Source organism: Mesorhizobium sp. LSJC285A00 (assembly GCF_000503155.1).
Lineage (GTDB): Bacteria > Pseudomonadota > Alphaproteobacteria > Rhizobiales > Rhizobiaceae > Mesorhizobium.
Window position 1 is genome coordinate 70065 of the sequence record NZ_AYVK01000013.1, and the last position, 22018, is coordinate 92082.

The 22018-nt window shown below is 63.8% G+C and carries 24 protein-coding genes; 8 read left to right on the plus strand and 16 right to left on the minus strand.

What is annotated here, in order from left to right:
- Positions 1–45: 45 nt before the first annotated feature.
- Together X726_RS155645 and X726_RS155640 are read left to right on the plus strand one after the other, a co-directional pair.
- Positions 46–2334 carry a response regulator gene (locus tag X726_RS155645; RefSeq protein ID WP_023669762.1) on the plus strand — a complete coding sequence of 763 codons (2289 nt, stop codon included), beginning with the start codon at positions 46–48 and terminating at the stop codon, positions 2332–2334.
- Between the two features lie 264 nt (positions 2335–2598).
- Positions 2599–3486 carry a GNAT family N-acetyltransferase gene (locus X726_RS155640; protein WP_027049733.1) on the plus strand — a complete coding sequence of 296 codons (888 nt, stop codon included), beginning with the start codon at positions 2599–2601 and terminating at the stop codon, positions 3484–3486.
- A 121-nt stretch (positions 3487–3607) separates the two neighbouring features.
- On the opposite strand, the gene X726_RS155635 is transcribed toward X726_RS155640, so the two are convergent.
- Together X726_RS155635 and grpE are read right to left on the minus strand one after the other, a co-directional pair.
- A complete protein-coding gene (locus X726_RS155635; RefSeq protein WP_023683056.1) occupies positions 3608–4240 on the minus strand; it encodes a trimeric intracellular cation channel family protein in 633 nt (210 codons plus the stop codon).
- 126 nt (positions 4241–4366) lie between these two features.
- Positions 4367–4996 (minus strand): nucleotide exchange factor GrpE, encoded by a 630-nt coding sequence (gene grpE / locus X726_RS155630; RefSeq protein ID WP_023691975.1) that lies wholly within the window; start codon positions 4994–4996, stop codon positions 4367–4369.
- A gap of 259 nt (positions 4997–5255) precedes the next feature.
- Between grpE and X726_RS155625 the strand changes: the two genes are divergently transcribed.
- Positions 5256–5456: a hypothetical protein gene (locus tag X726_RS155625; protein WP_023669766.1), complete on the plus strand. Its 201-nt coding sequence runs from the start codon at positions 5256–5258 to the stop codon at positions 5454–5456.
- Positions 5457–5540: 84 nt separating this feature from the next.
- Complete coding sequence (locus X726_RS155620; RefSeq protein WP_023669767.1) at positions 5541–6563, plus strand: fatty acid desaturase; 1023 nt, start codon at positions 5541–5543, stop codon at positions 6561–6563.
- 262 nt (positions 6564–6825) lie between these two features.
- On the opposite strand, the gene X726_RS155615 is transcribed toward X726_RS155620, so the two are convergent.
- The 5 genes from X726_RS155615 to cysG all read right to left on the minus strand — a co-directional run bounded on the left by X726_RS155615 (position 6826) and on the right by cysG (position 11663).
- The gene (locus tag X726_RS155615) at positions 6826–7359 is read right to left on the minus strand and encodes a DUF934 domain-containing protein (RefSeq protein ID WP_023669768.1); all 534 of its coding nucleotides are present in this window, start codon (positions 7357–7359) and stop codon (positions 6826–6828) included.
- A gap of 117 nt (positions 7360–7476) precedes the next feature.
- Positions 7477–8241 carry a phosphoadenylyl-sulfate reductase gene (locus tag X726_RS155610; RefSeq protein ID WP_023669769.1) on the minus strand — a complete coding sequence of 255 codons (765 nt, stop codon included), beginning with the start codon at positions 8239–8241 and terminating at the stop codon, positions 7477–7479.
- Positions 8216–9886, minus strand: a complete 1671-nt coding sequence (locus X726_RS155605; protein ID WP_023669770.1) for a nitrite/sulfite reductase — start codon at positions 9884–9886, stop codon at positions 8216–8218. Before X726_RS155605 ends, X726_RS155610 begins: the two co-directional genes overlap by 26 nt.
- 35 nt (positions 9887–9921) lie before the next feature.
- Positions 9922–10215, minus strand: a complete 294-nt coding sequence (locus tag X726_RS155600; protein ID WP_023669771.1) for a DUF2849 domain-containing protein — start codon at positions 10213–10215, stop codon at positions 9922–9924.
- Complete coding sequence (gene cysG, locus X726_RS155595) at positions 10212–11663, minus strand: siroheme synthase CysG (RefSeq protein ID WP_023704213.1); 1452 nt, start codon at positions 11661–11663, stop codon at positions 10212–10214. The genes X726_RS155600 and cysG overlap by 4 nt, the downstream gene beginning before the upstream one ends.
- Here cysG and X726_RS1000000170475 point away from each other — a divergent pair.
- From X726_RS1000000170475 to ybaL, 3 genes are all read left to right on the plus strand, one after another.
- Positions 11662–11916 carry a hypothetical protein gene (locus X726_RS1000000170475; RefSeq protein WP_155923978.1) on the plus strand — a complete coding sequence of 85 codons (255 nt, stop codon included), beginning with the start codon at positions 11662–11664 and terminating at the stop codon, positions 11914–11916. The genes cysG and X726_RS1000000170475 overlap by 2 nt on opposite strands.
- Before the next feature lie 166 nt (positions 11917–12082).
- Positions 12083–12532, plus strand: coding sequence for a host attachment family protein (locus X726_RS155590; protein ID WP_023669773.1), 450 nt, complete (start codon positions 12083–12085; stop codon positions 12530–12532).
- 185 nt (positions 12533–12717) lie between these two features.
- A complete protein-coding gene (gene ybaL / locus X726_RS155585; protein ID WP_023669774.1) occupies positions 12718–14508 on the plus strand; it encodes a YbaL family putative K(+) efflux transporter in 1791 nt (596 codons plus the stop codon).
- A gap of 22 nt (positions 14509–14530) precedes the next feature.
- Here the strand turns inward: ybaL and X726_RS155580 are convergent, their stop codons facing one another.
- Positions 14531–15340: a helix-turn-helix transcriptional regulator gene (locus X726_RS155580; RefSeq protein ID WP_023669775.1), complete on the minus strand. Its 810-nt coding sequence runs from the start codon at positions 15338–15340 to the stop codon at positions 14531–14533.
- A 111-nt stretch (positions 15341–15451) separates the two neighbouring features.
- On the opposite strand from X726_RS155580, the gene X726_RS155575 reads away from it, so the two are divergent.
- Complete coding sequence (locus X726_RS155575; protein ID WP_023669776.1) at positions 15452–16372, plus strand: zinc-binding dehydrogenase; 921 nt, start codon at positions 15452–15454, stop codon at positions 16370–16372.
- A 15-nt stretch (positions 16373–16387) separates the two neighbouring features.
- Here the strand turns inward: X726_RS155575 and X726_RS155570 are convergent, their stop codons facing one another.
- From X726_RS155570 to X726_RS155535, 8 genes are all read right to left on the minus strand, one after another.
- Positions 16388–17140, minus strand: coding sequence for an SDR family oxidoreductase (locus tag X726_RS155570; protein WP_023669777.1), 753 nt, complete (start codon positions 17138–17140; stop codon positions 16388–16390).
- Between the two features lie 130 nt (positions 17141–17270).
- Positions 17271–19547 carry a transglycosylase domain-containing protein gene (locus X726_RS155565; protein ID WP_023669778.1) on the minus strand — a complete coding sequence of 759 codons (2277 nt, stop codon included), beginning with the start codon at positions 19545–19547 and terminating at the stop codon, positions 17271–17273.
- Between the two features lie 183 nt (positions 19548–19730).
- Entirely contained in the window at positions 19731–20141 is a 411-nt protein-coding gene (locus X726_RS155560) for a type II toxin-antitoxin system HicB family antitoxin (RefSeq protein WP_023669779.1), read from the minus strand.
- Positions 20142–20204: 63 nt separating this feature from the next.
- Entirely contained in the window at positions 20205–20387 is a 183-nt protein-coding gene (locus tag X726_RS155555) for a type II toxin-antitoxin system HicA family toxin (protein WP_023669780.1), read from the minus strand.
- Between the two features lie 141 nt (positions 20388–20528).
- Positions 20529–20675, minus strand: coding sequence for a hypothetical protein (locus tag X726_RS1000000168880; protein ID WP_023686592.1), 147 nt, complete (start codon positions 20673–20675; stop codon positions 20529–20531).
- A gap of 78 nt (positions 20676–20753) precedes the next feature.
- A complete protein-coding gene (locus tag X726_RS155545; protein ID WP_023669782.1) occupies positions 20754–21008 on the minus strand; it encodes a GlsB/YeaQ/YmgE family stress response membrane protein in 255 nt (84 codons plus the stop codon).
- Between the two features lie 96 nt (positions 21009–21104).
- Positions 21105–21311, minus strand: coding sequence for a hypothetical protein (locus X726_RS155540; RefSeq protein ID WP_023683046.1), 207 nt, complete (start codon positions 21309–21311; stop codon positions 21105–21107).
- Positions 21312–21392: 81 nt separating this feature from the next.
- Positions 21393–22013 carry a ribonuclease D gene (locus X726_RS155535; protein ID WP_023669784.1) on the minus strand — a complete coding sequence of 207 codons (621 nt, stop codon included), beginning with the start codon at positions 22011–22013 and terminating at the stop codon, positions 21393–21395.
- Positions 22014–22018: the final 5 nt, after the last annotated feature.

A 22018-nucleotide genomic window follows, 5' to 3' on the forward strand; every position in this document is an offset into this window, starting at 1 on the left:
ATCCGCCGCGCTTTTCCATAATCTCTATCTGGCAAGGATTTCCGCATGATCGCGGAGTCCGCCAGGAAAGAGAAGAGCCGCGCCGAAAGCATCGACGGGCCGAACCCGGCGACGCCCAAGCGGCAGCATGTTGCTGCGCCGCCGCTGGCGCCGGATTTTCCGCGCGCCACGCACGAGGGCCTGCTGTTCCTGACGGTCGTCGCCAGCGTCGTGCTGGCGGGCCTGTCTCACCTCACCGGCGCGCCGATCTTCATCACGTTCGGTCTGCTGGCGACCGGCCTTGCCGGCGTCGCCATGCACCTGCGCAACCGCCGCACCGTCCACCGCGCGACGGCCTTGCTCGACGAAACCGCCGCGCGCAGCCGCGCCGAGATCGAGACGCTGGCCGACCGCATGTGGGAGATGCAGGAGAGCGAGGAGCGTTTTCGCGGGCTGATCGATGCGCTCGGCGATCTCGTCGTCCACCGCGACCGCGACGGCCACATCGTCTATGCGAACATGGTTTTCGCCGGCCTCGTCGGAACCGATCAGCGCGACCTTGCCGGCAGGACTCTGGCCGACCTCGGCATCGATGTCGGTATCGTTCCCGACGCCGCCTTTTCCGATCATGAATGCCTGAGTTCCACCGACGTCTCCATACGTACCCCGAACGGTCCGCGCTGGTTCTCATGGATCGAACTGTCGGTGCGCGACAAGGATAGCGGCGCCGTCTCGCACCGGGCGATTGCCCGTGACATCACCGCCCGCAAGCGCGCCGAATCCTCGTTGATCACCGCGCGTGAGCGCGCCGAATATGCCAGCCAGGCCAAGTCGCGCTTCCTCGCCACCGTCAGCCATGAGATCCGCACGCCGATGAACGGCATCATGGGCATGGCCAAGCTTCTGGCTGACACCAATCTGTCGCCCGAGCAGCGCACCTATGTCGGCGCTGTCTCGACCTCGGCCAGCGCCCTTTTGGCGCTCATCGAGGATTTGCTCGACTATTCCAAGATAGAGGCCGGCCGTTTCGACCCGGAGCCGCAGCCGACATCGCTGCGCGAAATCGCCGACAACATCATCGAACTGATGGCGGCGAAAGCCTTCGCCAAGAACATCGGCCTCGGCTGTCATGTCGAGCCCGACGTGCCACAGATGATCATGGCCGATCCCGGCAGGGTCAGGCAGGTGCTGCTCAACCTGATCGGCAATGCGATCAAGTTCACCGACACCGGCGGCGTGCTGGTTTCGGTTGCACGGGCCCGCACCGAGACCAGCGACCGCATCTGCTTCACCGTCGCCGACACCGGCCCTGGCCTGCGCGAAGAGGATATGGAGCGCATCTTCGAGGAGTTCGAACAGTCCGACGGCACCTCGACCCGCACCCATGGCGGCGCCGGCCTCGGTCTGGCCATATCGAGGCGCCTGGTCGCCGCCATGGGCGGTGCCATTTCGGTGTCGAGCCGGCTTGGCGAGGGATCGGAATTCGTCTTCGAGATCCCGGCCGCAGGAGCAACCGAGGCACCGCAGAACCGGCAGAACATCCTGGCCGGCCGGCGCGCCGTGATCGTGTCGAAGAACGCCGTCGAGGCCGACGCCATCGCCCGCACCATCCGCGCCCATGGCGGCGCCGTCGACGTCGCCGCAACCGCTTCCCAGGCGACGCCCTTCGCCGAACATTGCGATGTGCTGTTGATCGACGCGGCCCTGGAGGACGGCGACGGCAGACTGCTCAAGCGCCTGCGCCAGAGTGGCTTTGCCGATTGCGAGGCGATCACGCTGATCGCGCCGACCGACCGCGGCATGCTTGGCGAATTCCGCGCCAGCGGCTACGCCACCTTCCTGGCAAGGCCGGTGCGCGGCGAAACGCTGCTGCGCGTGCTGTTGACCAATCACGCCCCTGCCTTGCCCCAGCCCAAGCCGGAAAAGAGCGGCGTGTCCGCCCTTCGTGTCCATGGCGGGCGCCGGCAAGGCTTGTCGGTGCTGATCGCCGAAGACAACGACATCAACGCCATGCTTGCCCGCGCCACGCTTTTGAAGGCGGGACATCGCGTGAAAGTGGTCGGCAATGGCAAGGCCGCGGTCGAGGCGGTGACCGAAGCCGGGCTGAAAAACCGCTTCGATGTGGTGCTGATGGATCTGCACATGCCGGTCATGGACGGGCTGGACGCGATCGCCGCCATCCGCCGCCACGAGGAGGAAATGGCTGTGCCGCCGGTTCCGATCATGGTGCTTTCGGCCGACAGCCAGGAAAAGACCCGCCACACCGTGCTCGCCCATGGCGCCAGCGGCTTTGTCACCAAGCCGCTCGATCCCGACGCGCTGGTCCATGCCGTCGAGGGCCAGGTGGCCGCCTGAATTCATGTCGCTCGAAAATGGCCCCGGTTTTGAGAAGACGACATGCACAAAACAAAGACTTGAAGCGCGTCGCGTGAATCGTCCCAGCGCGACGCGCTTCAAGGTGACGCTGGCGCAATCCTCGCGTCACGTAGGTAGCCGAATGAGGGTTTTCGCCAGCCGACGAAGTATTGCCCGTCGCGCCGTATCACGGTACTGTCACAATCCTGTTGCACCTACACCGTATCCCCGTGCCAAGAGGGATGGCTCGAAGGAGAATCACTCGTGCATACAGTTATGCCGGAATGTGACACTCGGCCCAGCGCAGGCGGCGCTTTGCTCGCCGCGCGGAACGCCGATGCCGTCGCAACAGGCGCACCGCTGGGCCGTATCGGCAATCTCGAAGTGCGGCTTGCCCGCAATGAGGCCGAGATCGCCGCCGCGCAGGAAGTGCGCTACCGGGTGTTTTATGACGAGCTTGGCGCCAGGAAGGACCTGTTCCAGGCGCAGGACCGGCGCGACGCCGACCGCTTCGACCCGCTGTGCGACCATCTCCTGGTGCTTGACACCTCGATCTCCGGCCCCGAGCATCGCCGCATCGTCGGCACTTACCGCCTGCTGCGGCAAGAGATTGCGGCGACCGCCGGCGGCTTCTATTCCGAAGGCGAGTTCGAACTGACCAAGCTGATCGCCCGCCATCCCGGCCAGCGCTTCCTTGAGCTTGGCCGCTCCTGCGTGCTGCCGGAATACCGCTCGAAGCGCACCATTGAGGCGCTGTGGCAAGGCATCTGGGCCTACATCAACCACTATGAGATCGGCGTGATGACCGGTTGTGCCTCGTTCCCTGGCACGGTGCCGGCTGCGCATGCCGAGGCGCTCACCTACCTTGCCCATCACTGCCGGACCAACTCCGCCTGGGATGTGCGGGCGGTCTCCGGCCGCTATTGCTCGATGGATCTGATGCCGATCGAGGCGGTCAACGCCAAGGCGGCGATCGCGGCCATGCCGCCGCTGGTCAAGGGCTATCTGCGCGTCGGCGCCCGCATCGGCGACGGCTGCGTCATCGACCGTGAGTTCTCCACCGTCGATGTGTTCGTGGTGATGCCGGTCAAGGAAATCGGCGCCCGCTACGTCAACTATTATGGCGGGGAAGCGCAGCGCTTTGCGGCGTGAGGCAGTAGGCAGTAGGCAGTAGGCAGTAGGCAGTAGGCAGTAGTGAAGGCTGCCGCGAATTGCTGACTACCGACTATTCCCTATTCCCTATTCCCTATTCCCTATTCCCTAATCCCTCTCCCTACGGAATATCCTCCGGTCGCCGTCCCGGGCGGCTCTTGTAGGACGGAAAGGTCCAGCCGAATTTCAGCGCGCCGCCGCGCACCAGGAAAGCCGCGACGAAGCCGGCGATATCCGAGGCGAGCGGCGGCAGGCCGGCAAGATCGCCAAGTGTGTAGAGGCCGGCGCCCGCGAGTGCGGCGGTGACGTAGATTTCGGGCCTGAGCAGCACCGATGGCTCGCCGGCCAGCAGATCGCGCAGGATGCCGCCAAATGTGGCGGTCAACACGCCCATAACAACGGAGACGACCGGCGAGCCGGTGATGGCCAGCCCCTTGGCCGCGCCCATTACGGAAAAGGCCGCCAATCCGATGGCGTCGAGCCAGAGCAGCCATTTCCAGCGGGATTCGACGCGGTGGGCGATGAAGAAGACCAGCACCGCAACCGCCGCGCAAACCAGCACATAGCCGGAGTTGGCGACCCAAAAGACGGGCAGGTTGAGGATGACGTCGCGAAGCGTGCCGCCGCCAATGCCGGTGACGCTGGCCAGAAACAGGAAGCCGATAATGTCGAGCTGCTTGCGCGAAGCCGCCAACGCCCCGGTCGCGGCAAAGACGGCGACGCCGGCATAGTCGAGGAGGTCGATGGGTGTCAGGGACATGAGGTAGTAGGGATTGGGAATTAGGGAAAGTATGAATAACACGAAGCCGCGCGATTGATACGCCTGCCCCTATTCCCTATTCCCTATTCCCTATTCCCTATTCCCTACTGCCTACCCTACTCACGCATCCTTCTCGGCCTGCTCGTTCACCGGCCCCGGCTCGACCGGCGCTTCGGTGGCCGCGATCTTGGGGCCGCCCTTGGCGACCCCGACCATGGCCGGCCGCAGCACGCGCTCGCCGATCGAATAGCCCGGCTGCACGACCTGGACGACGGTGTTGGCCGGCACATCGGGATTGGGCACTTCGAACATCGCCTGGTGGAAATTCGGGTCGAACTTCTCACCTTCCGGTTCGAGCTTCTTCACCCCATGCCGTTCCAGCGTCGACAGCATGGCGCGCTCGGTGATCTCGACGCCGTCGATCAGCGCCTTGAAGCCGGCATCTCCGGCCGCTTTCGCCTCGGCGGGGATAGCATCGAGCGCGCGGCGCAGATTGTCCGACACCGACAGCATGTCGCGGGCGAAATTGGCCACCGCATAGGCGCGCGCATCATGCACGTCGCGGGCGGTGCGGCGGCGCAGATTCTCCATCTCGGCTGCGACGCGCAGCGCGCGGTCCTTCAGCTCCTCGTTTTCCTTCAGCAGCCGCACCAGCGCTTCATAGTCGCCGTCGATGCCGCCTTGCGTGCGCTCGGCCTCGGCCGTTTCGATATCCTCGGGCGCGCGTTCGTCTTTTGTCTGGTCGCTCATCGCCATTTCCCGTCATTCGAATGGTTTGGATTTGCGCCCGATATCGAGGTTTGGCGGCCAAAAATCAAGGGGCAAGCCCAGGAGGACGCCCCACAGCAGGCAATGTTGCGGGCTGCCCGTCGGACTTGGTGCGGGGCGCAAGGACGTTCAAAATTAATTCAAACTTTACCGTAACGGCAGCCTTTGCTTGCCAATACCCCGCTATGGGGAACCATTCAAAGCTTGGAGGAGTTTTGAAACCGACACAGGATTTGAGACAATGGACCGCAATACTGGCAACAGAAGCGAAGAGCTCGCCGCCGACATCAGGCGCCAGTTCGGCACCGAGGCGACGACGCGCTTCTTGCGCACCTTGCCGGCCTTCCGCACCGAGGCCGACATTCCCGCCCGTTTCCGGGATCTGCTCGACCGGCTGGACGGCATAGAAGCCAGCATGGCCGGCGGCCAACGCCGTCAATAGCGATGCTATCGCGCGACAATTACGCGCAGTAATTTTGCGTGAGCTTTTCCTTGCGGCAGCGGGACGCCCCGCCTATGCTTCCTGATGAACATGATTTCCCCCGAGACGGCCGCCAACAGCAAGCGCGCCTGGTTGAAGATCCTGGCGCGCTACAAGAAGCCCGACCGGCGACGCAGCACTCTTGAACTCGCCATCACCCTTATTCCTTTCGTTACGCTGTGGGCGCTGTCTTCGGCAGCCTATTCCTATGGCCACTGGTGGGGCTTGATCCTGATCCTTCCCGCCGCCGGTTTTCTGGTGCGGATCTTCATGATCCAGCACGATTGCGGCCACGGCTCCTTCTTCGCCAACCGCACTGCCGACGACTGGATCGGCCGCGCGCTCGGCGTGCTGACGCTGACCCCTTACGATTGCTGGCGGCGCGCGCACGCCACCCATCACGCCAGCGCCGGCAATCTTGACGAGCGCGGCATGGGCGATATCAGGACGTTGACGGTTGCTGAATACCGGCAGCTGTCTTGGCGGGGACGCCTTGCCTATCGTCTCTACCGCCATCCCCTGGTGATGTTCGGCCTTGGCCCGATCTGGCTGTTCATCTTCGAGCAGAGGCTGCCGGTCGGCATGATGCGCGGCGGCCTGACGCCCTGGGTGTCGTCGATGACCACCAATCTCGGCATCGCGGTCGCGGCAGCGCTGCTTATCTGGCTGGTCGGCCCCGGCGCTTTCCTGATCGTCCATTTGCCGATCGTGATCCTGGCCGGATCGGCCGGAATCTGGCTGTTCTACGTCCAGCACCAGTTCGAGGAGACGGAATGGGCGAAGGACGAAGAGTGGGAATTCCAGCGTGCCGCCCTGCACGGCTCGTCCTATTATGATTTGCCGCCGGTGCTGAACTGGTTCACCGGCAATATCGGCGTCCATCACGTGCACCATCTCTCGGCCAAGGTGCCGGGCTACCGGCTGCAGGAAGTGCTGCGCGACTATCCCGAACTGCGCGGCATCGGCCGCGTCACGCTCCTCGACAGCCTGCGCTGCGTCAAGCTTGCGTTGTGGGACGAGAACCGCCGCAAGCTGGTCTCGTTTCGCGAAGCGCGGGCCTTGGCCTAAAAGCAATTCCAGCAAAGTGTGAGGCGGTTTTCCGGGCTTTCGCTTGGGAATTCCGTAAGACAAAGAAAAAANTCCTCGCGCATCCAGACCTTGCAGCCCTGATCATGTCAGGCGCCTTTTCGGCGATCATGATGGACGGTGCATTGGTGTTGCCGCCGATGAGCGCCGATTCCTCCCTCGCGCCCGGCGGATATTTCCGTCCGGACAGCCAGGAGAAGGCCCGATCACAGTCTTTGTAAAGACAGGCGGAATTACCGTCGCGTCAGCTGTTGCGAACGCGCCGCCAGGAGTATTTCGGCCCCTTCGGCTCCGACGCTTCGGTCGGCTGATAGTAAAGGCCCAGCCCGCCTGTGCGGCCTTCTTCGAGGCGCTTCAGCAGAACCGGGTTGGAGATCTCGAACTCGTCGAAGCCGAGGCGCAGCATATGCGGCAGCTGGTCGACGAGCACCTGGCCCGTGGCGCGGACCGCGCCCTCGAAATCGTAGCGGCTGCGCAGCAATTCGCCCTTGGAAAACGAGCGGCCGTCGCTGAAGGCCGGAAAGGCCAGCGCCACCAGCGACAGCTGGTCGAGCAGATCCACGATCTTTTCCAGCTGGTCGCCCGGCAGCAATGCGACGCCCAGCCGCTCCTTGGCCGAGCGCCGCACCTCGGCATCAAGGCCGAGAAATGCCTGCAACGGCAGGATGAAGCGGCCATTGCCCGCCAGTGCATCCGCACTTTCGGCATGTGTCCACTCGTCTTCGCGAAACCCCGTCCGGGTCCAGAGGCGGGTCTCCGCTGTGGTCTGTTCAGTCATAGAAAATTCCTAAAGCCCTAAAAATCGAAAGTCCGCGAAAGCCGGTCCACACGAAACCGGCGGCCTCCGAGCGGAAGCCGCCGTTGCAGGCCAGCCTCACCTGAATATCACCATAGCTTAAAGGGATGCGTCGGTCAGCGATACTTCCAGTCCCGACAGATGGATGCCGCACTCGGTCTTGGCATGACCGGCCCAGCGTCCGCTTCGCGCATCCTCGCCCGGCTGCACCGGCTGCGTGCATGGGAAGCAGCCGATCGACAGATAGCCGTACGCAACCAGCGGATTTTCGCGCAGCGCATGCGCGCGCATGTAGTCAGCCTGGTCGGATGTCGTCCAGTGCGCCAGCGGATTGACGCGTACGCGCGGGCCGACCGCCTCGAACACCGGCAGCGCGGCTCGCGTCGCCGCCTGGAAGCGCTTCCGGCCGGTCAGCCAGGCGCGGAAGGGGGCGACGCCGCGCGCCAGCGGCTCGACCTTGCGCACGTCGCAGCAGGCATCGGTATTGCTCTGGTGCAGATTGCCGGTCGGATCGACCCGCTCGAGCGCCGCGTCTTCGGGCTTGATCACCCTGATGTTGGTCAGCCCGAAATCGGCGACCAGCGCATCGCGATAGCCCAGCGTCTCTCCGAAATGCTTGCCGGTGTCCAGGAAGATGACCGGCAGCGTGCGGTCGACCTTGGCGATCATATGCAGCAGGACGGCGGAATCCGCGCCGAAGGACGACACGGCGGCGATCTCGTCATGAAACAATTCGCTCGCCGCGCGTTCGATGATGTCGAGCGGGCTCAGATGTCCATACAGCGCGTCGAAGCCCGCCGCTTTGGCGGCGATGCTGTCGTCGACGTCGACGATGCGGTCAAGCGGCCTTGGTTTCGCCAGCATAGAGCGCCTCCTTGAACGGCGCGGGACCGACACGGCGGTAGGCGTCGATAAAACGTTCACTGGGACCGAGCCGAAGGCCGAGATAGGTGTCGACGATCTGCTCGATGGCGTCCGTGATCTCTTCCGAAGAGAAGCCGCGGCCGATGATTTCGCCAACCGAGGTGTTCTCGTCGGCCGATCCGCCAAGCGTCACCTGGTAGAGTTCGGAGCCTTTCTTCTCGACGCCGAGGATACCGATATGGCCGACATGGTGATGTCCGCAGGCATTGATGCAGCCGGAAATCTTCAGCTTCAATTCGCCGATCTCGCGCTGCCGCTCCAGCGAGGCGAAGCGAAGCGAAATCTCCTGCGCGATCGGGATCGAGCGCGCTGTCGCCAGCGCGCAATAATCGAGGCCAGGGCACGCGATGATGTCGCTGATCAGGTTGGAATTGGCCGTCGCGAGGCCAATGTCGACCAAAGCGTCGTAGACCGCTTTCAAATCGGCGCGCGCCACATGCGGCAGGATCAGGTTCTGCTCATGGCTGACGCGCAGTTCGTCGAACGCGTATTTCTCGGCGATGTCGGCGACCGCTTCCATCTGGCTGTCGGTGGCATCGCCCGGCACTTCGCCGATACCTTTCAGCGAAATCGTCACCGCGGCATAGTCGGGATGGCGATGCGTCACGACATTCTGGTCGAGCCAATCCGAGAAGCTTTTGTAATCGAGCCGCGCCAGCTTGATCGCCGCGTCGCCTTCCGGCCGGGCGGTCAGTGCCGGCGGCGCGAAATAGGCGTCGATGGCACGGATGTCGGCTTCCGGCAGCTTCAGCTCGGCGTCCTTCAGCTCCTGCCATTCGGCCTCGACCTGGCGGGTGATTTCCTCGACGCCGGTCTCGTGGACGAGGATCTTGATGCGCGCCTTGTACTTGTTGTCGCGGCGGCCATAGAGGTTGTACACGCGCAGGATCGCCGTGCAGTAGGACAGCAGGTCGGCTTCCGGCAGGAAGTCGCGGATCTTGCGCGCCACCATCGGCGTGCGGCCCTGGCCGCCACCGACATAGACGGCAAAGCCGAGCTCGCCGGCGGCGTTCTTCTTCAGATGCAGACCGATATCATGCGTCTGGATGGCGGCGCGGTCGCGCTCGGCCCCGGTCACCGCGATCTTGAACTTGCGCGGCAGGAACGAGAATTCCGGATGCACAGACGACCATTGCCGCAGGATCTCGGCATAGGGGCGCGGATCAGCGACCTCGTCGGCGGCGGCGCCGGCAAAGTGATCGGCGGTGACGTTGCGGATGCAATTGCCGCTGGTCTGGATGGCATGCATCTCGACGCTGGCGAGATCGGCCAGGATCGCCGGAATGTCGGACAGCGCCGGCCAGTTGAACTGGATGTTCTGGCGCGTGGTGAAGTGGCCGTAGCCCTTGTCGTATTTGCGCGCGATGTGGCCGAGCATGCGCAGTTGCGCGCTGTTCAGCGTGCCATAGGGCACCGCGATGCGCAGCATGTAGGCGTGCAGCTGCAGGTAGACGCCGTTCATCAGCCGCAGCGGCCGGAACTGATCCTCGGTGATCTCGCCGGACAGCCGGCGTTCGACCTGGTCGCTGAACTCGGCGACGCGGGCCTGGACAAAATCGTGGTCGAACTCATCGTAGCGGTACATGTTTCGTCTTTCAGGGCGCGTCCGCCCGTATTTTGTTACGCTGCCCGCGCAGCCTGCTTGCCCAGATCTTCCCGGATGGTCGGGCCGGCGGCGCGGATCTTTTCGCGCAAGCGTACCGGCACGACGACGCCATTGATGACTTCAACGTCGATCAGATTGACGTCGACAACCTGATTGTTGGCGTTGGCCTTGGCGCCGATTGCTTCCAGCCTGTCCTCTGCCGCTTGGTCATGGGCAAGGTCGGCATGGTCGACCGTCTCGGCCCAGCCGCCATCGGCGTACCAGACGGCGATGCCGTCGGAGAGGCGGTTTGCGGTCAGTATCTTCATGGCTCGACCTCTGCGTCGGCCGCGTTGGCGGCGCCCTCATAGTTATGGGCCGCGAGCGGCTCGGAACGTTCAAAGTTGGCGCCGGCAACCGCGTCGCCGATGATGGTCATCACCGGACCGGCCAGATCGGCGCGCTCTTCCAGCGACGGCAAATCGGCCAGTGTGCCGTGGAAACGGCGGCGGTTCTGCAAGCTGGCATTCTCGACCACGGCAACCGCCGTGTCCGGCGACAGGCCGGCCTCGATCAGTCGTCCGGCGACTTCGGCGGCGACCGAGCGGCCCATATAGACGGCGACGGTGGCGCCGGAAATGGCGAGCTTGGCCCAATCCGGCAGCGAATTGCCCTTCAGATCATGGCCGGTGGTGAACACCATCGACGAGGAGACGCCGCGCAGCGTCAGCGGCAGCTCGAAGTCGGCGGCGGCGGCAAAGGCGGCGGTGACGCCGGGGACGACATCATAGGCGATGCCGGCATCGCGCAGTGCGGCCATCTCCTCGCCGGCGCGGCCGAACACGAGCGGGTCGCCCGACTTCAGCCGCACGACGCGCTTGCCCTGCCTGCCGAGATCGACCAGCAGCGCATTGATCTCGGCCTGGCTCTTGGTGTGGCATCCCTTGCGTTTTCCGACCGGCAGCCGCTCGGCGTCGCGGCGGCCCATGGCGACGATCGCCTCCGGCACCAGCGCGTCATAGACGATGACGTCGGCTTCCATCAAAAGCCGATGCGCGCGCAGCGTCAGAAGATCCTCAGCACCTGGCCCGGCGCCAACCAACGCGATATGGCCCGAAGCCGGAGCCTTCGACAGCAACAGATCGGCGGCGGCGTCATGCGCCTGCGAAAGCTCGCCGGCTTCGACGGCGCGCGCCGGTGCACCCTGGAAAAAACTGCTCCAGAACTGGCGGCGGGCGTTGCCTTTCGGCAGCAGCTTTTCGGCGGCACCCCGGAACGAGGCGGCAAGCGCTGCCAGCGGCCCGAGCGACGGCGACAGCATGCGGTCGATGCGGCTGCGCAGCATCTGCGCCAGCACCGGACCCGCGCCTTCCGTGCCGATGGCGATGGCGACCGGGGCGCGGTTGACCAGCGCCGGGGTGAAGAAATCGCATAGCTCCGGCCGGTCGACGGCATTGACCGGAATGCCAAGGCGGCGCGCATCGTGGGCGACGCGGCGGTCGAGCGTCTCGTCGCCGCTGGCGGCAAACACCAGGACCGCGCCTTCGAGATGCGCGGCGTCGTAGGGGGCGTCGATACGGATGGCGCCGGTCGTGGCGATGAAGCTCAGCAATTCGGCGTCGGCAACATCGGCAATGATGCGAAGCACAGCACTCGACTGATCAAGTAGCCGCGCCTTGGCCAACGCTTCGCCTCCGCCGCCGACGATGGCCACGGCTTCGCCTTCGACCCGCATGAAGACCGGGAACGCGGTGAGCTTGGGATTGGTGTGCGGCATGACGAACAGATTCCGGAACAATTCGGCAGTTTTAGGCGCGGACGCGAAAAAGCTGAAGGAACCCACTCGCGCATCCCCTGACGGGAGGCAATCGGTTTTCCGCAAGCCAAAGGGCCAAGAGAAAAATATTCCACATCCGCATATCAGGCGGATTCAAGCTGCTGCCGCAGGCTTTGTTCTGCGGCTCTTTTATCCGGCAGTCGGCCAAGCTGCAAAATTATTTTTTCTAAATTCTACCAATTTAGTAGATTAAAGCCGTGACCTCCGGACATTGCTCCGATAGACGATAGATCGGGCTTGATATGGCTGCGTGCGATCTCGGCGAACGAAGTGGAACGTTCCCGCTTCGCCACGCGTTCTGCCCCTGCCGTAACAGACAATCGTCGGCTGGATTTGAACCTTCAAACAGGAGCGCGCAAATGAGCAAGATCAACCTGAAACATGGCCTTCTGGTCATGGTGGCCGATGGCGAGAAAGCGCTGTTCCTGAAGAACGAGGGCGACAATCTCTATCCGAACCTGCAGCTCTTCCAGGAGATGAAACAGGACAATCCGGCAACGCGCGAACAAGGCAGCGACAGTCCCGGCCGCTACAATGACGGCCCCTCCGTGCATCGCAGCGCGGTTGAGGAAACCGACTGGCACCGGCAAGGCAAGGAACGCTTTGCCGAAGAGATCGCGGACCGGCTCTACAAGCTCGCCCATCACGGCATCTTCGACGACATCGTGCTGGTCGCGCCACCGCTGGTGCTCGGCACCATGCGCAAGAAACTGCACAAGGAAGTCACCGACAAGGTGCAGGCGGAGATCCCAAAGACCCTGACCAACCGCCCGCTGATCGATATCGAGGCCATGCTGCAGGCGGCGTGACGCATCGATCATTCGGTATTGGCGCGCGCAGCGGTTTTGCTGCGCGCGCCTTTCGTTTTCGGTGCCTCTGGCCACCAATTTACGTCTTGCGGGTTGCGTCGCCCGCACCCCCTCCACCATATTGAAAAAGGCGGCGGCTTCGGGCGGCGCACACCCGACATTTCCCGAAAGGCGCTCCATAGACAATGCCGCATGACACGCCCCTTATCGCCACCATCGTCGCCGGTCTGGGGCTGGCATTCATCTTCGGGGCGCTCGCCAACCGTTTTCGCATCCCGCCGCTGGTCGGCTACCTCGTCGCCGGCGTACTGGTCGGACCGAACACGCCGGGTTTCGTCGCCGATGCCGGTCTTGCCAATGAGTTGGCCGAAATCGGCGTCATCCTGCTCATGTTCGGCGTCGGCCTGCATTTCTCGCTGAAGGACCTTCTCTCCGTCCGCGCCATCGCCGTACCCGGCGCCATCGTCCAGATCGGCTTTGCCACCGCGCTCGGCGCCGGCCTCGCATGGATGCTCGGCTGGTCGATGGGCGCAGGCCTCGTCTTCGGCCTGGCGCTTTCCGTCGCGTCCACAGTGGTGCTGTTGCGCGCGTTGCAGGAGCGACGGCTGATCGAGACCGAGCGCGGCCGCATCGCCGTCGGCTGGCTGATCGTCGAGGACCTCGCCATGGTGCTGGCGCTGGTGCTTTTGCCGGCGTTGGCCGGCGTGCTCGGCGGCCAGCCGCAGGTCGATGACCATGCGAGCCTTTTGTCGCTGCCGGCCAGCTACGGCATCTGGGGCGTCGTCGGCCTCACGCTGGCCAAGGTCGTCGCCTTCGTCATCGTCATGCTGGTGGTTGGCCGCCGCGTCATTCCGTGGATCCTGCATTACGTCGCCCATACCGGCTCGCGCGAACTGTTCCGGCTGGCGGTGCTGGCGATCGCGCTCGGCGTCGCCTTCGGCGCCGCCAAACTGTTCGGCGTCTCGCTGGCGCTCGGTGCCTTCTTCGCCGGCATGATCATGAGCGAATCCGAGCTCAGCCACCGCGCGGCGGAGGAATCACTGCCGCTGCGCGACGCCTTCTCGGTGCTGTTCTTCGTCTCGGTCGGCATGCTGTTCGATCCGTTCAGCCTGATGAGCAATGGCTGGCCGATCCTGGCGACGCTGGCCATCATCGTCATCGGCAAGTCGCTGGCCGCCTTCGTTATCGTCATCGCCTTCCGCTATCCGCTGGGAACCGCCTTGATGATCTCGGCCAGCCTCGCGCAGATCGGCGAGTTCTCCTTCATCCTGGCGGAGCTCGGCGTCGGGCTGAAGCTGTTGCCGCAACAGGGACGCGACCTGATCCTGGCAGGCGCCATCCTGTCGATCCTGGTCAATCCGCTGATGTTCCTCGCCCTCGACTGGATGAAGCCATGGCTGGACGCGCGCGCCGCCAAGGCAGCACCACCGGAAGAGGCCAAGCCGGTCGGCCCGGCGACGCAGCCCGGACAAGTGGCCTCGGTGGCCGCTGCTGCCAAAGAGGACGGCCCGCCGCCACGCACAACGCTTTCGGGCCACACCATCCTGATCGGCTACGGCCGCGTCGGCAGCCTGGTCGGCGCGGCGCTGAAACAGGCATCGCTGCCCTTCCTGGTCATCGAGGACGCCGACAAGACGCTGGCGAGGCTCAGAGACGACGGCGTCGAAATCGTCTCCGGCAATGCGGCCAGCGCGAGCGTGTTTGCCGCCGCCAATCCGCAGGGGGCCAAACGCTTGATCCTTGCCATCCCCAACGCGTTCGAGGCCGGGCAGATCGTGCTCAGGGCGCGCGCCGCCAACCCCGGCATCAACGTCATCGCGCGGGCCCATTCCGATGCCGAGGTCGAGCACCTGATGGGGCTCGGCGCCGACACCGTCATCATGGGTGAACGCGAAATCGCCCGCGGCATCGTGCAAGAAGTGCTGGAGCAAAAGCTGATGCCGCGCCCCGAAGCCATTGAGCCCTCCCCGGCCTGAGGCTTGCCCACAGGCGCGTTGATCACGCCACGAAGGCGGAGCCGCCATTGTGCGCGACGCTGGCGAGATACTTTGCCGGCGGCTTGCCGAGCGCTTTCTTGAACATGGTGATGAAGGCGGTGACGGAGGCGTAGCCGAGATCGCCCGAAACCTGCTGGACACTCGCACCGGAGGCCAGCTCCCGTATGGCGACGATCAGGTGCAATTGCTGGCGCCAGCGGCCGAAGCTCAGTCCGGTCTCCTTCACCACAAGACGGGCGAGACTGCTTTCTGAGAGCGCGACGCGGGTGGCCCACTCGGCAAGCGTGCTGCGGTCGGCAGGGTCTTGCGCCAACGCATCGGCGATCCGCCGCAAGCGCGGCTCGGCGGAGATCGGCAAATGCAGCTGCTGGACCGGCATGCGCGGCAGTTCGGAGAGCAGCATCCCAGTCAAAAGCGCGTCCTTCCCGTCGTCTTCCTCCATGCGGTCGGCCAGCTCGATGATCAATTCGCGCAGCAGCGGCGAGATCGACAGCGTGCAGCACCGGTCCGGCAGATCGGCGGCTCCCGGCTCGATATAGACGAAGAAAATCCGCGCATTGGCGGTCGCGATATTGCTGTGTTCCATGCCGCCGGGAATCCACACCCCGCAATGTGGCGGCACCATCCACAGGCCGCTCGGGACGCGGCATGTGACGCCACCGCCGAGCGCGAAGACGAGCTGGCCCTTCCGATGCCAATGGGTCGCCACTTCCGCTTTGGTTTCGGTGACATCGACGCGCACCGCAATTGCAGGAGCGATCACATCATCGACGTCGAAATTGACCCACGGGTAGCGGAGAGGCTGTCTCATGATTGACGGCTTTTAGCGACTATTCGCCATGATAGCTAAATTCTTTGATCCGGGAAGTCGATAGGCTCCGGTTCGTGGCTGGCATGTCACAAACCGGCAGGAAGGCTTCCCATGCGCGCCCTCGTCATCTCTCCCGACAGCCCCACCGGACTGACCTTTGCCGAGGCCAACGAACCTCAACCCCTCGCCAACGAAGCGCTTGTCTGCGTCCACGCAACCTCGTTGAACCGCGGCGAACTGCGCCTGCTCACCATACGCCCAAAAGGCTGGATACCCGGCCAGGACATCGCAGGGATTGTCGAACGGGCGGCAGCCGATGGCTCCGGGCCTGCCGTCGGCGCCCGGGTTGTGGCTTTGGTCGACGAGGCCGGCTGGGCGCAACGGGTCGCCGTTCCGACCGACCGCTTCGCCGTCATCCCGGATGAGGTCAGCTTCGTTTCCGCCGCCACGCTTCCCGTGGCGGGCACGACGGCCCTAAGGGTCTTGCGCCATGGCGGCGACCTCGCGGGACAGCAGGTGTTGATCACCGGCGCCAGCGGCGCGGTCGGCCGTTTCCAGATCCAGATCGCCCGCGAGCAAGGCGCCGCGGTGACTGCAATCGCCGCCGCCCGGCACGCCGAGGATCTCCGCGGTCTTGGTGCTCACGAAGTCGTCGAGTCGATCGAACTGGCCGAAGGGCCATTCTCTCTGATCACCGAGTCGGTCGGCGGCCAAAGCCTCGCCCATGCCATCGAACGCGTCGCCCCCGGCGGCACCATCGTCATGTTCGGTTCGAGCAGCGGCGAACTCACGCCGGTTGGCTTCAGACAGTTCGTTCCGGGCCATGAGGGAGCGAGGCTTCAGACTTTCGCCTACTACACATCCGGTCCAGCCATTGGCGCGGACATCGCCTCGCTGCTCGCTCTGGTCGCGGCTGGCCGGCTGGAAACCCGTGTGTCCATGACCGTGCCGTGGACAGACATCGCCCAGGCTCTGGACGCCTTGCGACAGCGCAGCTTCAGCGGCAAGGCTGTTCTCACCATCGCCGAATGAGCAGTCTGTCAGTGCTCAGACGTGCTGGCCGCCATTGATGTGGATTTCCGAGCCCGTCACATAGGACGCCTGCTGCGAGCACAGGAAGAAGATGATGTCGGCGACTTCCGAGGTGGCGCCAAGGCGCCTGAGTGGGATCGTCTCGACGATCTTGTCGGTGCCAGGCGACAGAATCGCGGTGTCGATCTCGCCCGGCGCAATCGCATTGACGCGGATGCCGTGCGGGCCGAAATCATGCGCCATCTCGCGCGTCAGCGAGCCGAGCGCCGCCTTCGAGGTCGCATAGGCGGTGCCGGCGAAAGGATGCACGCGCGTGCCGGCGATCGAGGTGACGTTGACGATCGAGCCTTTTGCTGCAGCAAGCTCCTTGAAGAGGCCCCGCGCGAGCATGATCGGCGCGAAGAAATTGACCTGGAACACGTCGCGCCAGACATGCATCGGCGTGTCGATCGAATCCATGCGGCTGTTGCCGTCCTTGAGCTTCGGCGAAATGCCGGCATTGTTGACCAGCGCGTGCAATTGCCCGCCATGCGCTTCCAGCCGGTGACGGATCTCCGAGACGGCGATGCCGACATCCTCCTGGTCGGCGAGATCGACCTTGATGTGGTCCTCTGGGCCGGCTGGCCACGGGCAATCCTCGGCAAAAGCCTGGCGCGAACAGGTGATGACCCGCCAGCCCTCACGCGAAAAGCGCTTGACCGTGGCATGTCCGATGCCGCGGCTGGCTCCGGTCAGCACGATGGTTTTTCTGGTGTCGGTCTCAGCCATGTCTGTCACTCCGGCCGGAGATGTAGCCGAATGCCGCGAAGGTGGCGAGAGGCCGAATTGTCACCGCAGCTCTCATATGAGGAACGGATTGCCAGCTCGCATTTGGTTCGAAGCTAGAATGACGAGCCGCTCAGCCGCCGCCGAGAATATCCAGGATTGAGGTTTTCCGCTTCTTGGTCGGGCCGCCGACGCTGCCCGGCGGTACCGGATGCTTGATCGAGGCCGTGGTGCCGCCGTCGCCCGGCATGTTGAAACCGTCGGCATCGACGGTTTCGGCCGGACGGCGGACCGGTGCTTGTGCGGGTACAGCAGCAGGTGCCGGTGCGGCAGCAGGCTCAGAACGGCTGACGGCCACGGCAGGCAACGGCGCCGCCTGATTGTTATCGACTGACGGAATATCGTCGGGCACGATGGTGTCGGGCGGCGTCGACTTCCAGGTGCCGGGCAGCGGCCGGACCGGCACGCCTTCATGCGCGGCCACCATGAACTCGTGCCAGGCCTGTGCCGGCAGCGCGCCACCGGTGACCTTCTTCATCGGCGTGCCGTCATCGTTGCCGAACCACACGCCGGTGGTGAGGTTTGCGGTGTAACCGACGAACCAGGCGTCGCGCGAATTCTGGCTGGTTCCGGTCTTGCCGGCAGACGGCCAGGCGAAGGCCGCCTTCTTCGCCGTGCCGATCTCGACCGTGCCGGTCATCATCGAGTTCATCATGCCGACAATGTTCGGCTTGACGACGCGCGGCGCGCTGCCGCCATTGTCGTCATAGAGCACCTTGCCTTCGGTCGTGGTGATGCGGCGGATGAAATGGATGTCGGGCTTGTAGCCGCCATTGGCGAACGGCACATAGGCCGATGTCAGCTCCAGCGGCGTCACTTCCGAGGTGCCGAGCGCGATTGAGGTGTTGGCGATCAGATCGGATTGGATGCCCATGCGATGCGCCGCCTCGACCACCGCGTCGGGGCCGACCTCCATGGTTAGCTGTGCCGCGACGGAATTCAGCGACTTCGCCAAAGCGGTCGCCAACGTCACCTTGCCGAAATACTTGCCGCCGTAATTGTCCGGTGTCCACTTGCCGATCTTGATCGGTGCGTCGTTGCGCACGCTGTCGGGCGTGCGACCAGCTTCCAGCGCGGCCATATAGACGAACGGCTTGAAGGCCGAGCCCGGTTGACGGCGTGCTTCGGAGGCGCGGTCGAACTGGCTGGTCGAATAGTCGTAGCCGCCGACCATGGCGCGCACGGCGCCGGAATTGTCGATCGAGACCAGCGCGCCCTGGCTGACATTGAGCTTCTTGCCGCTCTCGTCGATCAGCCGGCGGATCGACTCTTCGGCGAGCTTCTGCAGGTTGAGGTCGACGGTGGTGTCGACGACGATGTCGCTGCGCACGTCGCCGATCAAATCGGGCAGCTCTTCCATGATGGTGTCGGCGACGTAGTTTTCCGAACCGGTCCAGTAGGATGGCGCGCGCGTTGCCGGCGCGCTCATCGCCGAGGCCAGTTCCTTGGCGCTGATCTTGCCTTCGTCGCGCATGGCGGCGAGCACCAGCTGCGAACGCTCCTCCGCCGCCTTCGGATCCCGCGCCGGCGACAGTCGCGACGGCGCCTTCAAGAGGCCGGCGAGAAGGGCCGCCTCCGACAGAGTGACGTCGCGCGCGCTCTTGCCGAAATAGCGGCGCGAGGCCGCCTCGACGCCATAGGCGCCGGAGCCGAAATAGACCCGGTTGAGGTACATTTCGAGGATCTGGTCCTTGGTATGCTTGTGCTCCAGCCACAGCGCCAGCAGCACTTCCTGCACCTTGCGCTCCAGCGTGCGGTCGGGCTTCAGGAACAGGTTCTTGGCCAGTTGCTGGGTCAGCGTCGAGCCGCCCTGCGAGAAACGCCGGCCCAGAACATTGGTCACCATGGCGCGTGACAGGCCGATCGGGTCGATGCCGAAATGCGAATAGAAGCGGCGGTCCTCGATGGCGATGACGGCTTCCGGAATGTAGGGCGACATTTCGTGCAGGCCGACCGCCTCGCCGCCGCTCATGCCGCGGTTGGCAAGCAGTTGCCCGTCGACCGAGACGATCTTGATGTTGGGCGCACGGTCGGGGATCGACCAGGTGGTCGCCGCCGGCATCTTGGCGCCGTAATAGACGACGATGCCGGCCACCGCGATGCCGCCCCAGATGCAGAGCACGAAGCACCAGTAGAACATCCGGGCCATCACGCCGAACAGCCCGCGCCGGGGTTTGCCGCGCTTGCCGCGTGACGATGATTTTGCCTTGGAGGTTTTGCGCGCCGAAGATGATTTGCGATTGGCCGGCACGACCCGATCCTCCTCGTTCACCGAAAAACCGGCCGCGGATTTCGCCTTTGGCGATCCCTCGAAGCTGGGTTCGACGCGACTGTCTCTGCGGTTCGCCATGCGTTGCGCTGTCTTCCCGGTATCAATGGCGCTTGGGTTGGAGGGTAGATGCGGCGGTTTAAGGGCGCGTTAAAGCAGGGTTTATGCACCCTTCTGAAATTCCTTAAGAATTTCTAAAATCCGCTGCCGCTGGCTAACAGGCGTCGGCAACGCGGTACTTTGGCGGGTGCCCGAGATCACTGTTCAAACAGTTTGACGGATCTTGTCTCGCAACGCGGCGGCGACAAAGGCCGATCGGGTGACCCCCAACCGATTGGCTGTTTCGTCAGCCTCGGCGAGCAAACCGGCATCCAACGAGATATTGGCCCGGGCCGGACGGCCGGCATCTCGGATCAAGGGCACGGACATCAAGATAGCGCCAGCGGCGAGCGCTGCTCGAACCTCAGCATCTTCTAAAAGCGCCTCGACTTTGCGAGGAGTGGGGATTTTACGGCCGTCCGCGATTTCTTCAGCCACCCATTCGGCCAACGCGGCCATAGCGTCCTTTACAGCCTCGTCCCGGCTTTCCGACTGCGCGACGCAGCCAGGAGCATCGGGAAACGAGACGCCGACAAAGCCGTCGGCAGCATCCACGAGTGCGACATAGCGAGACATATCTAACAGCTTTCCTTATTCCGACTTTATGTCCATTAGGCTTCGGAACGCGATGAGGTCGGTTTATTCCCAGCCTGCCGCCTTGGCTATAGACCGAGCTACCAACGGCGTCAGAGTCTTGTGGCGAGGAACCATGATCGTCGGCATGCCGTCTTTTTTGTACTTGTCATGCTTCGTGCCGCCGACGTTCTTCCAGCCTTCCCTCTCGAGCCGGGCCTTGACTTTGGCGGTGTTGGTTTCGTTCATTTCTCGGCTCAAACTATGTGCGAATATTTGCACATAGTGGCTCGGAAATCAATCTTGATGTGCAAATATCTGCACAAGGCAACTCCTAAATCGCCGTAAAATGCTTGGAGACAAATCAGCGCCGTCTGCAGGCCGACATTATCAATTCTGCTGGATCGAGATGCCCTTGTCGTCGATCTTCAGTTCTACGCCCTTGGGCTTGGTCTGTTCGTGATAGACATATGCACCGAGCGCGATGACCACGACAACGAGCGCGCCGACAAGGAGATAGAGAGTGTTCTGTTTCACGGCGCGCTCCTTTGGCAGCAATTCCAGGAAAGCACAGGCTTTCTCCTGAGGAATTGCGTTGAATGAAAACTTAGAGCGTCAAGCTCGCTTCAGAACCTTGACCAGCAGCAGCAGGATGACGGCGCCGATCGTTGCGTTGATGATGGCAGCCAGAATGCCGCCGCCGATTGCGAAGCCCAGCCTTGGAAACAGCCAGCCGGCGATCAGGGCGCCGATAATGCCGACGACGATGTTGCCGATGAGGCCGAAGCCGAAGCCCGAGACGATGAGGCCGGCGAGCCAGCCGGCAATGGCGCCGATTATGATGAAGATGAGAAGGCTTTCGATGCCCATGACGCGTTCCTCCAGGAAGAGAGGCTACGGAGCGGAAGGCCCCGAATCGGCCTCGATATCAAGCTATGCGAAAGCAGTTGCACCCGCCAGCGGCGCTCATTGATCGTCGTCATCGTCGCTGGAGACTGGCCGCCAGCTGGTCGGGTCGACCTTTTTCTGGGTATCGCTGTCGGTGTAGACCCACCAGGCGCCGTCGCGATATTGCCCGACGGATTCGCTGACGACGCCGGCGCCGTCCTTCCACAGGACAGTGACCTTGGATCCATCCGTCGGGGCGGTCGCTATCGGTTTGCGGTCTGCCACGTCATCCCCCCTCATTGAGTCGACAGAACGCCACGACGCGTGTCTGGTTGCAAGGCTGCCGGAAGCGTTATCCGAAGGCCATCAGCTGTGGGCAAAAATATCCTCTTCGTCCCAACCCATCAAATCGAGCTTGGCACGCGTCGGCAGGAAGCGGAAGCAGGCGTCGGCTTCCTTGGTGCGCCCGTCCCGCGCCAGGCGTCCAGCCAGCACCTCGCGCAGACGGTGCAGATAGAGAACGTCGGAAGCGGCATATTCGAGCTGTTCGGGCGACAGGGTCTCGGCCGCCCAGTCCGACGATTGCTGCGCCTTCGACAGGCCGACGCCGAGCAGTTCGAAGCAGATGTCCTTCAGCCCGTGCCGGTCGGTATAGGTGCGGGTCAGCCGCGAGGCGATCTTGGTGCAGAACACCGGCTCGGGCATCACCCCAAATGCATTGTACAGCACGGCGAGGTCGAAACGGCCGTAATGGAAAAGCTTGGTGATGCCGCGGTTGCGCAGCAGGCTGACGAGGTTCGGCGCTTTCTTCTGGCCGGGCGCGATCTGGATCACGTCGGCGGAGCCATCGCCCGGAGAGATCTGCACCACGCACAGCCGGTCGCGGTGCGGGTTCAACCCCAGCGTCTCGGTATCGATGGCCACCGCGTCGACATTGTAGTGGGCGAGGTCGGGCAGATCGTTCTTGTGGAAGCGGATGTCAGGCATAGTTG